Source organism: Rhodococcus sp. IEGM 1307 (assembly GCF_030056915.1).
Lineage (GTDB): Bacteria > Actinomycetota > Actinomycetes > Mycobacteriales > Mycobacteriaceae > Rhodococcus_F > Rhodococcus_F opacus_D.
Genome location: NZ_JASHKW010000002.1, coordinates 440,736 through 454,007, shown reverse-complemented (window position 1 = coordinate 454,007; position 13,272 = coordinate 440,736). Strand labels below are relative to the sequence as shown.

Below are 13,272 nucleotides of genomic sequence, written 5' to 3'. Positions count from 1 at the left end.
ATACCTCCACCCGGTGCGATACGGGATAGGCGCACGAGCGTTGACTGCATGGGTACTTGTCATTTCGAAGGACTACCCAGATCACTGGGACTTCGCACAGAAAGACGGCTTTTGGGATACACGGCCCCGTACCAAGATCGAGCCGGCTGACGACGTCTTCTTCTGGATGGCCGGCACAGGTCTCATCGGATGGGCACGAGCAACCTCGGAAACGTTCGAGTTGAACTCGTCCCATCCGCCTGCGCATTGGCACGATGTGGCCACCGGAGGATATCGGTGGCGCTTCACATTAGAGTCGCAGAGCTCCGCACCGGTGCGACAGCCACGATGGAAGGAGATGGCCGCGGCTACCGGAATCACCGTCCCCGCGAGCAACGGTCGCATCGAGGTGAAAGAGCTTGAAGGACAAGCATACTTACGCGGACTATTTGGGAACGAGCCCGTTATCGATCAGACTTTTCCGGACGGACTCACTGCCTATGCGCCCGGGGACGATCTCCGCAAGCGTGCGCAGAGAGACATCGCAGTACGTCAAGGGCAGGGGCAGTTTCGCAACTCCTTGATCAATTCTTACGACAGCACCTGCGCAGTTACTGGATCAACGGTTCTAGCCGTATTGGAGGCGGCACACATCGACCGCTACTACGGTATGCACACAAATCATGTAACCAACGGCCTATTACTTCGCGCCGATATTCACACGTTGTTCGACCTCCAACGCATGACAATCGATCAGGACTTGCGGATACGGGTCGGACCGGACCTAATTCACACGGAATACGGAAGTCACGAGGGCAAGCCTTTGAGACTGCCCTCGAACCCCAGCCATCATCCGGATCGCGACGCTCTGCGCCGCCATTGGGAGAGCTGCGATTGGGCAAACATTTCGCAAAACCAGTAGCCCCTACGTATCCAGCGTGGCCGTAGAAACGGATTCTGTCTGGATCTCGAACTAGACAGCAACCGATTCGTTTCAATCAGCCCGACGACAACATCGGACGCAGGAGCCTGCATCCGAGCAGTTTGTGTCGCTGATTCAGCGACTACCCCGCTGACCGAAACTTTTCATAGCTTGCCTCAAGTAGTTCCCGATCGGGTCGCTCAGCCCGGACCGGCGGAACTACCATGAGCTTCTGACCGTGCCGTTCCTTCAAGCCGTATTCGAGCATCGGCCCGTCGATCTCGATGAGCAGGTCTTGTCGAATTTCGACCACAAGGTCAGGTCGGATGCCCAGAATATGCGCGTCGAATGCCGCATGGTGAATCTTGCACATCGCTAGCCCATTTCGAACAGAAGCGATGCCCTCATCGTCGGAGTCTGGAACGATGTGCGCCGCGTCCAGAAGTTGACTGTGCCCAAGCGCACAAACCGCGCAACGGGTGTCGTACGCGCGCATCACAGTGGACCGGAAGACGGGCTGATGCAGACGCCGCTTGGTCTCCGCAACGATGTATCGACGAAGATGCTCCTCCACAGGCGATTCCGTCCGGTGCAAATCACGCGCCACTTCCGTTGCGACCACGAATTGATGTTGCTCCGCTTCCTCAGCGACAATGAACACTGGGTAGATCGGCTGAAAGCGGCTCGGACCCACGCCATAAAACCAGATAAGCGGAACCTTCAGCTTCATCGCCGCACGAAGACCCCGGTTGTCCATGTTCTCAGGGTCCTTCCCCGACCACTTGTAGCGGAGGAGTCCATCCACACCGACCGTATCCTCGTACGGTCGTTCTTCACCAGCACGACGATAGGTTGTGCTGATCGACAATGCAGAGGCGAGCTGACGCGGCTTACGTATACCGCGAGTGGGATCCATCAATCGGAACATCTCGCCGTCGATGGAGAAGTCGAGCAGTTCCTGTCTACTGATCGAGTCGAGACCGTCATTGGTGCGGACTGCCAGAAACCTCATCGCCTCGCTACGCAGACGTGTGTCAAAATCCGGTGCCACGTCGGCACCCTGAGAGATATCCGCAATCAACTGTTCCTCCACGTACTCACCCTTCCCGCCGCAACAGACCGACAGTAGCTGGCTGTTAGGACAAGTATCGATCCTGAGTACATGCTGCCAGCGGATCTCGGCGATCGGGCGTCCTTCACGCGAAGGCAAGGAAGGTGGAACCTGCCGGGCCGGAGACCGATCGATCGGGATGGTTCCTGGTGACCAAATGGAGTCATATTAGCGTCGCGGGATGTCCGGACTGACTCCGCTTTCAGCGTTTCTACAACTTAGACGCCGCCCTGCCGCATTCGTTCTCGCGTAATGCCATAGATCTTCCCGGTTCATCGAGGGCGTACGGGTCCGATTCTGTCGGCACGTACCGGAGCCGGATGACCTGGGCGATCGAGTCGGATCGAAGAGAACACCGATCCCGGACTGTCGAGCACAGATTCACGGGAAGTCTGATGGCCATTCCGATACCTCTGCGAACCAACCGAGTAGTAGTTTGGCGATGTGGACACTAGGTGGCAGGACCCCAAAGCTGTCTCGTCGATGCTCGACGATTGGGGGACGTGGGCAATCGTCGGACTCTCCGGCAATCCGGACCGGACGGCGTTCCGGATCGCGGAGCTGTTGCAGCGCCGAGGAAAACGTATCGTCCCGATCCATCCCGACGCCCCGACGGTGCTCGGCGAGCAGGGTTACGCCACTCTCGCAGATGTGCCGTTCCCCATCGACGTCGTCGACGTCTTCCGCCAGTCGGAGGCCGCCGGCGAGTTCGCGGACCAGGCCGTCGAGATCGGTGCGAAGGGTGTCTGGTTCCAATTGGGCGTCATCGACGAGGCCGCCTTCCAGCGAACCACCGCGAGGGGCGTCGCCATGGTGATGGACACCTGCCCGGCGATCGAGTGGGGTGCGCGGGAATCAGCGTGACCATGGTCGGGCTGAAGTCCGACCACGCGACTACCGCTATTCTTGACCGAAATCGTGCAAATCGGACAACGGTCTGACGCGCTCAATCGGAAGGTTCCCACCTGTGGCCATCGACTACACCCGACGCCCGTCCGCTCCTGCCGCAGCGCCGGGCGGAGTCAGTCTGAGCAAAGTAACCCTGTCGAAGGCTGCGCCTTCCGTCAGCCTGACAAAGTCGGGTGAGCGGCAGGGCGCGATGCGGGTCAACCTCAATTGGTCGACGGGGGCGACACCGCAACCGAAGAAGACCGGCTTCTTCGCGAAGCTCGCGGCCGCCGCGGGCGGCACCAACGGCATCGACCTGGACCTCGGCTGCCTCTACGAACTGGCCGACGGGTCGAAGGGTGTGGTCCAGGCACTCGGCAACACCTTCGGATCGCTGCAGGACCCGCCGTTCATCAAACTCGACGCCGACGACCGCACCGGCACCGCGACCGGGGGCGAGAACATGCGTATCAACCTCGACCGACCGGAAATGTTCAAGCGGATCCTCATCTTCGCGATGATCTACGACGGCGCACCCAACTGGGCGGCCGTGGACGGTGTCGTCACCCTCTACCCCACCAGCGGCCCCGAGGTGGAGGTACGACTGGACTCGTCGAACAGCTCCGCTCGCATCTGCGCCATCGCGATGCTGCAGAACACCGGACAGGGCATCACCGTCACCCGCGAGGTGAAGTACATCGAAGGCAGCCAGGCCGACCTCGACAAGACCTACAGCTGGGGCATGAAGTGGGCAGCCGGCCGCAAGTAGTAGAGACGGCGGTCGCGAAACCACATCCGCGACAGTGACGGCGGCGGCGCGGTTTCCGGTATACCCGGTCCCCCCTCCGCCAAGGGAATACTGGGACCGGGCTTTGCACCGAAAGGAACCTCAATGCGCACACAGAATAACCTCTTGCTCCACGCATGATTTCCGTCCCGAGGGCGCAACCGCTGCGGGGTCGGGTCCGCCGCTCGAGCCGCCCGGTACTCCTGCAATTGATTCGAGTACCTGAGCATGGTCGCTTAACTAGTTGGGCTCGCCATCGAGATTGCATCCTTAGTTGTCGACGCCGCTCGATGCGGTGTTGACGATTCCGATCGCGGCAGGGCTTGGTCACATTGCGCGTGCGCTGTCACGCACCAGGGCACTAACGTCAGAACTATGTTCAGTACCGAGATCGAGGTGCGCACCGGCGCTGAGCCGGTGGTGCACGACCTGACCCGTGAGATCGAGAAGTTCCTCGCCTCAGCAGGCGCCGGTGACGGCCTGTTGCATGTATGGGTGCCGCATGCCACTGCTGGACTCGTCGTCATCGAGACCGGCGCCGGAAGCGACGACGACCTCCTGCGGGCGATCGACGAAGTGCTTCCGCGCGACGACCGGTGGATCCACCGCCACGGCAGCCACGGGCACGGCCGCGACCACGTGCTACCTGCGTTCCTGCCGCCCTACGCGTCCGTACCCGTCGTCGACGGGGCACTCGCGACGGGCACCTGGCAATCCGTGTGCCTCGTCGACACCAATGTCGACAACCCGGTGCGACACGTCCGGTTCAGCTTCCTGGAGGGCTGAGCCGGCGCCTGCGGACCGTCTCCGATCACGCCTGCGCGAGTCCCCTTGCCAAGGAATAGATTTCGGGAAGACTCGCCGCCTCGTCAATGGACGATTGGTCCACCCACGTTTCCAACGCCGCCCGGAGCACGGCGATCGACACATCGACCGCCAGCCGAACCTGCAAGTCGGCGCAGTCGAACCTCGTCGACACCACATCGACAAGTGCCGCGGTTCGCCGCACACTCTCGCGCGCCAGCTCCGCCCGCAGCGCCGGCTCCTTCTTGATGAGTCGGTTCACCCGCAGCAATCGCCGGCAGGCGATCGACGAACTGTCCGAGTACATCGTCAGAGCAGCAGCGAAGGCCGTTTCCAGCGCGAGCCTCGGTGAGACCTCCGCGTCGAGCTGGTCGAGTCCTCCAGCCAAGACCGCCTCGAAGGCCCAGTGATCGCGGAGCGCGGCCTCTTCCTTGGTAGCGAAATATCGGAAGAAGGTTCGCTGCGACACGCCCGCAGCCTGCGCGATCTCACCGACGGTCGTGCCCTCGACACCCTTGTACTCAAACAGTGTGAGTGCGGTCTCGCTGATCTCGACATTCGTCTGCTCGCGTCGTCGCTCCCGCAGCCCCAGCGGGCCGGCGGGCAGGTCAGGCGACACGGAGAACACTTCGGGTCTGGTCATCAAGGGCCTTCGTTATCGGTAGGAGCACACCCCCGCGATGGTCCTCACGTGGTCACCGGTTGTCAATATGGCAGCGTGTGCCATAATGTTGGGGAAGGGTAGGTAATCTATGAATCTCAATATCGGTGATATTTTCCTGTACCCGCACCACGGGTCGGTGACAGTCACAAAGCTCACGACCCGGGTCTTCAACGATCTACCCACTGCATACGTACAGTTCGAAGTCGCCCAGAACGGGCTCTCCATCGAGATTCCGGTAGCGAAAGCCGAATCCATCGGCGTGCGGAACGCGATCAACAACGACGAAGTCGGACGTGTTTTCGACATCTTGCGCGGTCCGACGGTCGACGACCCGTCCAACTGGTCTCGGCGATTCAAGGCCAACCAGGAAAAGCTGACCGTGGGCGGGATCTTCACGGTGAGTGAAGTCATCCGCGATCTGATGACGCGTTCGCAGGTCAAGCCACTCTCGGCCGGCGAGAAGCGGCAGCTCGAGCACGCAATGCAGCTCGTCATTTCCGAACTCGTCCTCGCGATGAAGTCCGACCCCGACGAGACTCGGCGCCGCATCGAAGCGATTTACGAATCCGCCACCGCCTCTGCGCCGGTGGCTGTCGCAGTCTGACGACACGATCGGCAGCAGCCCCGGACGAAAGTTCGGGGCTGCTGCCGATTTCGTGTGTCACTTCGCGGCCCGTGACGACGACTCCAGCGTGGGAGTCGAGATCAGCTGCTGCCGAAGAGGTTTCCGAGTGACCCTGTTCCCGAACCGGCCCCGTATGTGATGACTACCGACGAAACGGCATCCGCCCCAGCGACGCCGAAGGTTCCGCCGGGCGCGTAGGACGATCCGCCACCGCCTCCGCCACCGCCGTAGTTCTCGGCGCCACCTCCGCCACCGAACCAGCCGCCGCCACCGCCACCGCTCTTGCCTGCACCGGCACCACCGACGCCGGCTTCACCTGGCGAACCATGCGGTTCCGTGCCACCGTTGCCTCCGACACCACCAGCGACGTCCGTGCCGCCTCCGCCACCGCCGCCCCCGCCGCCGGGTCCGCCAGCAGGTCCCATCAGGTTGCCTGCGCCACCGATATAGGTGTCACCCGCACCGCCTCCGCCCGCGGCGACGATCTGACGATCCGCCAGCTCACCCGTCCCGGTGCGAACGTCGGAGGCACCGCCTCCGCCACTTGCCCCGTTGCCGCCGGCCCCACCGCCGTTGTATCCGGCCTGGCCGTTGCCGTCGCCACCGTTGCCGCCGACCTGGATGTACAGCGCGTCACCCGCGGCAACCGTCAGCTGTCCGGTTGCAACGGCCGCGGCGCCGCCGAGGATGGTTTGACTGTTTCCGCCACCACCACCCGTTGCCGTCACCGCCAAGCTGGTAATGCCCTCGGGAACCGTGAACGACTGCGCACTGCCGGTAAACGTGAACGTGCAGGTCACCTGGGTGCCGGCGCCCTGCACACAGCCGGCAGGCAACGCCGCCGGCGCGGCAACCGCGACGCTGGGGGCGAGCAGCCCCGAGGCACCCAATACGGCGAGGCCACACATTCCGGTCGTGTACCACCGGCGGCGTGATCGAACGAGGGTTGTGGTCAAAGCAGTCTCCTGTCGCAATGCGAGCATGTTGAAAGCTGGTCCGAGTGGAGCATTCCATAGCGTCCGGCATCCAGTGGGCCTTCCGGTCCCCCGGTCGGATTTCGCGCGAAAGCACCTGGTCACGGGCCATGTCGTTCCGCTAATCGGGACCCGCGGTATCGCAAACCGCGGTGAAAGGTCAGTATGAAGGTAAGTAGAACTAATTTGTTCATCTAGGCAACGAGGTATGCATATGAGCGACGCAGCGCCCATCGGTGACGGGATCTTCCAGATTCCGGTGCCGATCACCGACAATCCCCTCGGTCACACCCTGGTGTACGCGATGGAATCACCCGGCGGTCTGATCCTCGTCGACGCCGGCTGGGACGACGACAACGCCTGGAACGGCCTCACCTCCGGACTCGAGGCCATCGGACACTCGGTGAAGGATGTGGAAGGCGTCGTACTCACGCACTTCCACCCCGACCACACCGGTCTGTGCGGTCGCGTCCGGGAGGCCTCCGGGGCGTGGATTGCGATGCACGAATCCGATCACGGGATGTTCGAGCACATGTCGACCGGTCACGGGCCCGAGTGGTTGGACTTCCAGAAGGAGAACATGACGCGGGCCGGCGCCGCCCCGGCAGATCTCGAGGCATTCGAGAAGGCATCGAGCGGGAAGCCGCCGGCGGGTCCCGAGTCGGCGCCCGATCGTGTTCTCGTCGACGACGAACTCATTGCCCTCGCAGGCCGTAACCTGCGGGCCGTCTACACCCCCGGCCACACTCCCGGCCATGTCTGCTTCTACCTGGAAGACGCCGACGTGATGTTCACCGGCGACCACGTCCTGCAGAAGACGACGCCTCATGTTGGCAACTTCGTGTACCCGCTCGAGGAGCGCGACGGCCTGGCAGAGTTCATGGACTCGCTACGCCGCGTGCAGACCATGGACATCACCCGGGGACTCGGCGCCCACGGCATCCCGATCGACGACGTCGCAGGCCGTGCCGGCGAGCTGATCGAGCACCACGAGGAGCGACTCGACCACCTGTACAAGGCTTTCGGCGACGACCAGATCACCGTGTGGCAGGTGGCCGAGCGCATGAAGTGGTACAAGCCGTGGGCCGACATCTCCCCCATGGGCAAGGGAATGGCGCTGTCCGAGGCGGCGGCTCACCTTCGGCACCTCGTCGCCCGGGACCTCGTCGCCCAGGTCCCCGACAGCGAACCCGCAGTCTTCGCCCGCCGCTGACACGTGAGTGGCAAAGCGTGCCCGAGCACACTTTGCCACTCACGTGGGCGGGGTCATTTCCAGCCGCACGCCGAGGAGTCGCACTTCCCGGTCGTGGTCGAGCCTGTCGACCAATGCTGCTGCCGCATCGGCGATCACGTCCGGATCGAATGTCGGTTCCGGCAGTGGTTTGCTCGTCGTGTGGGTGTCGAACGGGGCGTAGCGCACCTTCAACGCCACTCGCACCGCCTGGCGGTTCTCGGCGAGGATGTCCTCCCGGACCCGGGCGGCGAGTCGTCTGATCTCTTCGGTGACGGCCTCCCTGTCTGAGAGGTTCTGCTGGAACGTCGTCTCCCGGCTGTGCGACCGCGCCACCCAGGGTTCCGCCGAGACCGGGGAGAGATCGATGCCGCGACCGATCCTGGCGTACCACGGACCCATGTTCGGACCGAGGGTCGCGGCCAACTCCTGATCCGAGGCGTCGGCGAGTTCCTGCACGGTGCTGATGCCCAGCGCGGCAAGCTTCTTCGCTGTCTTCTTGCCGATCCCCCACAGCGCGTCGGTGGGGCGCTCCCCCATGACGGTGAACCAGTTCTCCTCGGTGAGCCGGTAGATGCCCTGCGGTTTGCCGAAGTCCGTCGCGATCTTGGCCCGTAACTTGTTGTCGCCGATACCGACTGAGCAGTGCAGCCCGGTCGCGTCGAGGACGGCGTCGTGCACGGTTCGCGCGAAGGCCTCCGGGTCGTCGGTCTCGACACCCAGAAACGCCTCGTCCCAGCCCATCACCTCGACGACGACGCCCAGCTTGCGCAAGGTGTCCATCACAACCGCCGACACCTCGGTGTAGGCCTCGGCGTCGACAGGTAGGAACACTGCGTCGGGGATCTTCCGTGCCGCGATCCGCATCGGCATCCCGGAACCGACACCGAACTCACGCGCCTCATACGACGCCGTCGATACCACCGCGCGCTCGGTGGGATCCCCGCGGCCGCCCACGACGACGGGACGTCCCCGCAGCTCAGGATGCCGTAGCACCTCGACCGCGGCGATGAACTGGTCGAGATCGACATGCAACACCCACCGACGACGCGGCGGACTGCTCATGGAACCAGTGTGCCGGAATCGTCGTACCGGGGCCCTCGAAATCCTCGAGTTCGGCCGCGGTGGAGGTCAGAACACGTCGTCGGCGTCGATAGACGGAATCAACTCGTCGGGGAACCGATACGAGCATCCGAGTTCGCTGGTGGACCGGGTGCCCCAATTGTCCCGGAACCACGCCACGCAGGTGTTCGCGATCAGGTTCACATCGCGACTGAAGAGATAGCCGTCCGTACAGTCTTCGAAGTGGCCGTCGAAATGCCACCTGTCGAGGGTCAGGTGCTCGGCCGAATAGTCGGCGAGCAGCAGGTGCCCGAGTTCGACGCGTGATCGTCGGAGCATCAACACACCGTCGGCCAGTACCTGAATCTGCGCGCAGACGACTTCTTCGTCGTCGTCCTCACTGACGTAGCTGTTCGGGCCGATCTCGACGATGAGCGCGACCGGTTGATCGACCAGCGAACCCGTCAACCACTCGACCATTCCCGCCCACGAAACCTCGGGCACCTCGGTGGAATCGACCATCATCATCACCTTCCCTTGCTCGCGAGCGACCACGCCGGGGTCTTCGAACGCATCCCCGTGAGTCGTATCAAAGCAGAAGGTGCCGACACATGTGGCCCGAAATCGTCTTGCATCGATTAGGTGTCGTCCATGCGATGACATGTGAGTGCTTGGCATTCGAAGTCGTGCACCAAAGCGTAAAGTGGCCGACGAGCGTTAGACCTTTGGTAGGGGAAGATTGCTCGCACCCCCACTTCGTCCTCGGGTGGAGTGGGGGTCCTCGCTTCGAAGGGCACTCAGGTGACCAGGCCGGCCCGAAACGCGGTCAACGCCGCTTCGACGCGGTTCCGGGTGCCCAACTTGCTGAACACCGCCGAAATGTGAGTCTTGACGGTCGTTTCGCTGAGGAACAGTTGCGCGGCGATGTCGGCGTTCGAGGCGCCCGACGCGAGTGACCGCAGGACGTCGCGTTCTCGCGCACTGAGTACGGCCAGACCAGCAGGATCAGGAACCGCAGCGGCGGTGCGGCTGGCAGCGACGATCCGGCGCAGCGACTCCTGACTGAACAGGGTGTTGCCGGCGGAGACGGCACGGACAGACTGGTGAAACGTCTCCGGCGGTTCATCCTTGCTCAGGAAGCTGTGGGCGCCGGCGGAGACGGCCTGGATCACGAGGTCGTCGACGTCCATCGCGGTCATCGCAATCACCCGGGGTGGGTGTTGCAGGGTCATCAGTTGACGGGTGGCGTCGAGCCCGCCGACGCGGCGCATCTTCAGATCCATCAAGACAACGTGCGGTCGATACGCGTGGACCGCGGCGGGCACCCGGTCGCCGTCGTCGACATCGGCGACGACGGTGATGTCCGTGGTGGCGGCGAATATGTCGGACACACCTCGCCGGACGAAGGGGTCGTCGTCGGCGATCAAGACGGGGATTGCGCTGGCTCCGGTCATGGTGACCACAGGGTATTACCCCGGACCGACACGTCCGCCAACGGTATCGGCGACAGCGGTCAGGCGAACCAGGGCAGCCAGCAGTCTACGACGAACTCGTCACCGAGCCTGCCCGCCTTGAGGGTTCCGCCGATGTCGCGGGCCTGCTCCGCGAGCCCGGGAAGTCCGGCACGCGACCCGGGCGGGACACTCGGGGGTTGAATGCTGAGCCGGTTGCGGACGTCTATGCGGATCCCGCTCTCGCTGGCCCCGCTGATCGCGACGCGGATGGTCTGATCGCTCGCGTACTTCTGGGCGTTGGTGAGCGATTCCTGCACAACCCGATAGGCGACGTGGCCCGACACGGTGCCGACGTCTCCGGGCCGCAGATCCGTGAAGTAAGTGGCGTGGAGACTGGCGGCACGGGCGGACTGGATCAGGTCGGCGACGCCGTCGATGCCCTGGTGGCCGCCCGCGCGACTCGCCCCACCCGACCCTCGCAGCACGCCCACGATGTTCTTGAGTTCGTCGAGCGCCTCGTGCGCGGTGCTGCGGATCATCGACGCGGTGTTGGCGACTTTCTCCGGGTTGCCGGCACCGCTGACCTGCAAGGCCCCGGCGAACAGGGAGATCCGGCTCAGGCTGGCGGCGAGAGTGTCATGCATGTCTCGCGCGATGCGAGTGCGTTCCTCGGTGCGAATCATCTCGTCCCGCATCGCATGTGTCTGCTCGGTGGCGCGGTCACGACTGCGCTCGGCCTGAGCGAGTTCGGAACGGGTGTGCTTCAACACCGCGACCGAGACCACGATCGCCACGAGTGTCGCCGCAACGAGCCAGGGGATCCAGAGTGCGATATCCCAGTCCGGCTTCGGCCCGCCGACCTCCGGCCGCGTCGAACCCATCGTCAAAACCGAATTGTCCCGTGTGCGGAACCCGTCATAGGTGAGCGAGACTCCGCACGCCAGGAACACCGCTGTCGCTGCCGCGGCCAGCCGCTGCCCCCGCTCGGTCTGCGCGAGCGCATACAGCGCGATCAATGCGGCAGTGGCATCGGTCGAGAAGAACAACGGACCCACGACGGCCAGGCCCAGCACCAGCCACGGACGCTCATGCCGCCACACCAGCGCGACCGCGGCACCCAGATTCAGCATCAGCCCGATCGCGATGTTCCACACCGCAACAGTTCCGGAATCGCCGGACAGCCCGACCGTCATCAGCGAGCAGAACACGCTGAGGGTCACCGCGCCGGTGGTCCAGACGCGACGACGGATGGTTTCAGCGGATGTTGCAGTCACGGCAATGAGGCTACGCACCGGTCCGACAAGTTCACGATCGGCCGAAAGTAGGGGCCCGAGCGGACTTCCGACCGAAAGGAGGAATCGAACCGACTCTTCGGACGATCCGCGACCGGTGCCGAGTCGGGTGAACTCTTCCCCGAGCGGGACAGCAGCCTCGAAGCGGTCCCGGCACGTCACCCACTCGAGCGATCCGCAGGAGGAACCGACATGACGAACCCCGGACAGCCCTACCAGAACCAGCCCTACCCCACCCCGCAGCCGCCGAAGAAGAAGCGTCGCATCTGGCCGTGGATCGTCGTCGGCGTCCCGATTCTACTTTTCGGCGCGTGCTCGATTGCCATCGCGTCGAGCACGGGAAGCGACGAGGACACCACCGTCACCGCGGGTTCCAGCGGAGACGACGCAGCCACCGACAGCGGCCCCGCGTTCCCCGGAAAACTCGACGAGGACACGTCCGCGGCCGGCGGCGACACGATCACGCGGGACGGGCTCGCCTACACCGTGTCCACGCTCGACCCGGTGAGCAGCGTGATCGGCGAATACCTGTGCAGCACCGTGACCATCAAGAACGTCGGTGACAAGCAGAACGACTTCAACGGATACGTGGATTGGAGCCTTCAGGACGCCAGCGGAGCGATCCGTGACGCGACGTTCGCCCCGGACCGCGAACTGCTGAACTCGGGGAAGATCGCGCCCAGCGGTCAGGCCACCGGCAGCGTGTGCTTCGACGCCCGTCAGGGCTCCGGCCCCGGAACCTACGTGGTGCTCTTCGAGGACACCTTTTCACTGTCCACCGACCGTCTGGCCTGGATCAACACCCTGTAAAGGGCACTGGGGCGGTGACGGGACACGGGGCAGGCAGACACGGCACCCCGTGTCCTGCCCGCATGTCGCCAGATCTCATTCTCCGACAAATCAATACATCATCTGAATGACATCGACCAACCGGAAATGGCCGCCGAAGCCCCCTCCCGAACACACGTGTCGGACGGGCCTGATACTTTCCGTTTCAACGAACCGACCGCAGGTTCGCAAATACTGAGCAAAGGCTGATCATCTACATGTTCCGCAAGGTATCACTCACCGCTGCACTCACTCTCGCGATCCTTGGCGTCGGATCCGGGATCGCGAATGCCGCGCCCGCAACCTCGTTCGGCGACGGCGACTACATCGTTGGTGTGGACATCGCCCCGGGCACGTACGTCGGCAGCGGCACCGTCGACGACATCATGGGCTGCTATTGGGAACGCCTGTCGGGCACCAGCGGTGAGTACGAGGACGTCATCGCCATGGACTACACCCACTCGCCCAAGGTGATCGTCACCATCAAGCCGACCGACATGGTCTTCTCGTCCACGGACTGCGGAACGTGGACGCCCGCTCCGGCCGCCCAGCCCCAGGCCCGGCCGGCACCCGCGGCACCGGCACCGGCATCGGCACCGGCACCGTCGATCTTCGGTTCCTGATCAGCAGGGGATACCCCACCCTCACTCG

General features: G+C 63.8%; 15 protein-coding genes. 8 read left to right on the top strand and 7 right to left on the bottom strand.

Going from position 1 to position 13,272, the window contains the following annotated elements:
• Positions 1-337: 337 nt before the first annotated feature.
• Positions 338-901, top strand: a complete 564-nt coding sequence (locus QM841_RS05870) for an HNH endonuclease (RefSeq protein ID WP_283331257.1) — start codon at positions 338-340, stop codon at positions 899-901.
• Positions 902-1,043: 142 nt separating this feature from the next.
• Here QM841_RS05870 and QM841_RS05865 read toward each other — a convergent pair whose 3' ends face one another.
• Entirely contained in the window at positions 1,044-1,994 is a 951-nt protein-coding gene (locus QM841_RS05865; protein WP_255221339.1) for an HNH endonuclease, read from the bottom strand.
• 462 nt (positions 1,995-2,456) lie between these two features.
• Here QM841_RS05865 and QM841_RS05860 point away from each other — a divergent pair, with 462 nt between their 5' ends.
• From QM841_RS05860 to QM841_RS05850, 3 genes are all read left to right on the top strand, one after another.
• Positions 2,457-2,876, top strand: a complete 420-nt coding sequence (locus tag QM841_RS05860) for a CoA-binding protein (RefSeq protein ID WP_164062406.1) — start codon at positions 2,457-2,459, stop codon at positions 2,874-2,876.
• A 103-nt stretch (positions 2,877-2,979) separates the two neighbouring features.
• Positions 2,980-3,669, top strand: coding sequence for a TerD family protein (locus QM841_RS05855; protein ID WP_283331256.1), 690 nt, complete (start codon positions 2,980-2,982; stop codon positions 3,667-3,669).
• A gap of 393 nt (positions 3,670-4,062) precedes the next feature.
• A complete protein-coding gene (locus QM841_RS05850) occupies positions 4,063-4,473 on the top strand; it encodes a secondary thiamine-phosphate synthase enzyme YjbQ (protein ID WP_105413544.1) in 411 nt (136 codons plus the stop codon).
• Between the two features lie 25 nt (positions 4,474-4,498).
• On the opposite strand, the gene QM841_RS05845 is transcribed toward QM841_RS05850, so the two are convergent.
• Positions 4,499-5,134, bottom strand: coding sequence for a TetR family transcriptional regulator (locus tag QM841_RS05845; RefSeq protein WP_283331255.1), 636 nt, complete (start codon positions 5,132-5,134; stop codon positions 4,499-4,501).
• A 157-nt stretch (positions 5,135-5,291) separates the two neighbouring features.
• Here QM841_RS05845 and QM841_RS05840 point away from each other — a divergent pair, with 157 nt between their 5' ends.
• Positions 5,292-5,759: a CarD family transcriptional regulator gene (locus QM841_RS05840; protein ID WP_332113135.1), complete on the top strand. Its 468-nt coding sequence runs from the start codon at positions 5,292-5,294 to the stop codon at positions 5,757-5,759.
• A gap of 101 nt (positions 5,760-5,860) precedes the next feature.
• Here the strand turns inward: QM841_RS05840 and QM841_RS05835 are convergent, their stop codons facing one another.
• On the bottom strand, positions 5,861-6,736 hold the full coding sequence (locus QM841_RS05835; RefSeq protein ID WP_283331254.1) for a glycine-rich protein: 876 nt from the start codon (positions 6,734-6,736) through the stop codon (positions 5,861-5,863).
• A 232-nt stretch (positions 6,737-6,968) separates the two neighbouring features.
• On the opposite strand from QM841_RS05835, the gene QM841_RS05830 reads away from it, so the two are divergent.
• Entirely contained in the window at positions 6,969-7,967 is a 999-nt protein-coding gene (locus QM841_RS05830; protein ID WP_283331253.1) for an MBL fold metallo-hydrolase, read from the top strand.
• A 39-nt stretch (positions 7,968-8,006) separates the two neighbouring features.
• On the opposite strand, the gene QM841_RS05825 is transcribed toward QM841_RS05830, so the two are convergent.
• The 4 genes from QM841_RS05825 to QM841_RS05810 all read right to left on the bottom strand — a co-directional run bounded on the left by QM841_RS05825 (position 8,007) and on the right by QM841_RS05810 (position 11,955).
• A complete protein-coding gene (locus tag QM841_RS05825) occupies positions 8,007-9,050 on the bottom strand; it encodes a DNA polymerase IV (RefSeq protein ID WP_283331252.1) in 1,044 nt (347 codons plus the stop codon).
• Positions 9,051-9,116: 66 nt separating this feature from the next.
• Positions 9,117-9,569, bottom strand: a complete 453-nt coding sequence (locus QM841_RS05820) for a hypothetical protein (RefSeq protein ID WP_065493218.1) — start codon at positions 9,567-9,569, stop codon at positions 9,117-9,119.
• A gap of 275 nt (positions 9,570-9,844) precedes the next feature.
• On the bottom strand, positions 9,845-10,501 hold the full coding sequence (locus QM841_RS05815; protein ID WP_283331251.1) for a response regulator: 657 nt from the start codon (positions 10,499-10,501) through the stop codon (positions 9,845-9,847).
• A gap of 59 nt (positions 10,502-10,560) precedes the next feature.
• Positions 10,561-11,955: a sensor histidine kinase gene (locus QM841_RS05810; protein ID WP_283331250.1), complete on the bottom strand. Its 1,395-nt coding sequence runs from the start codon at positions 11,953-11,955 to the stop codon at positions 10,561-10,563.
• Between the two features lie 30 nt (positions 11,956-11,985).
• Here QM841_RS05810 and QM841_RS05805 point away from each other — a divergent pair, with 30 nt between their 5' ends.
• Entirely contained in the window at positions 11,986-12,603 is a 618-nt protein-coding gene (locus QM841_RS05805) for a DUF4352 domain-containing protein (protein WP_065491907.1), read from the top strand.
• A 236-nt stretch (positions 12,604-12,839) separates the two neighbouring features.
• On the top strand, positions 12,840-13,244 hold the full coding sequence (locus QM841_RS05800) for an Rv1352/Rv1906c domain-containing protein (RefSeq protein WP_283331249.1): 405 nt from the start codon (positions 12,840-12,842) through the stop codon (positions 13,242-13,244).
• Positions 13,245-13,272 lie beyond the last annotated feature (28 nt).

Bases quoted from the DNA above. Each gene is read 5' to 3' on its own strand.
- QM841_RS05845 (WP_283331255.1), bottom strand. From the start codon at position 5,134: ATGACCAGACCCGAAGTGTTCTCCGTGTCGCCTGACCTGCCCGCCGGC.
- QM841_RS05815 (WP_283331251.1), bottom strand. From the start codon at position 10,501: ATGACCGGAGCCAGCGCAATCCCCGTCTTGATCGCCGACGACGACCCC.
- QM841_RS05805 (WP_065491907.1), top strand. From the start codon at position 11,986: ATGACGAACCCCGGACAGCCCTACCAGAACCAGCCCTACCCCACCCCG.
- QM841_RS05825 (WP_283331252.1), bottom strand. From the start codon at position 9,050: ATGAGCAGTCCGCCGCGTCGTCGGTGGGTGTTGCATGTCGATCTCGAC.
- QM841_RS05850 (WP_105413544.1), top strand. From the start codon at position 4,063: ATGTTCAGTACCGAGATCGAGGTGCGCACCGGCGCTGAGCCGGTGGTG.
- QM841_RS05820 (WP_065493218.1), bottom strand. From the start codon at position 9,569: ATGGTCGATTCCACCGAGGTGCCCGAGGTTTCGTGGGCGGGAATGGTC.
- QM841_RS05800 (WP_283331249.1), top strand. From the start codon at position 12,840: ATGTTCCGCAAGGTATCACTCACCGCTGCACTCACTCTCGCGATCCTT.
- QM841_RS05870 (WP_283331257.1), top strand. From the start codon at position 338: ATGGCCGCGGCTACCGGAATCACCGTCCCCGCGAGCAACGGTCGCATC.
- QM841_RS05830 (WP_283331253.1), top strand. From the start codon at position 6,969: ATGAGCGACGCAGCGCCCATCGGTGACGGGATCTTCCAGATTCCGGTG.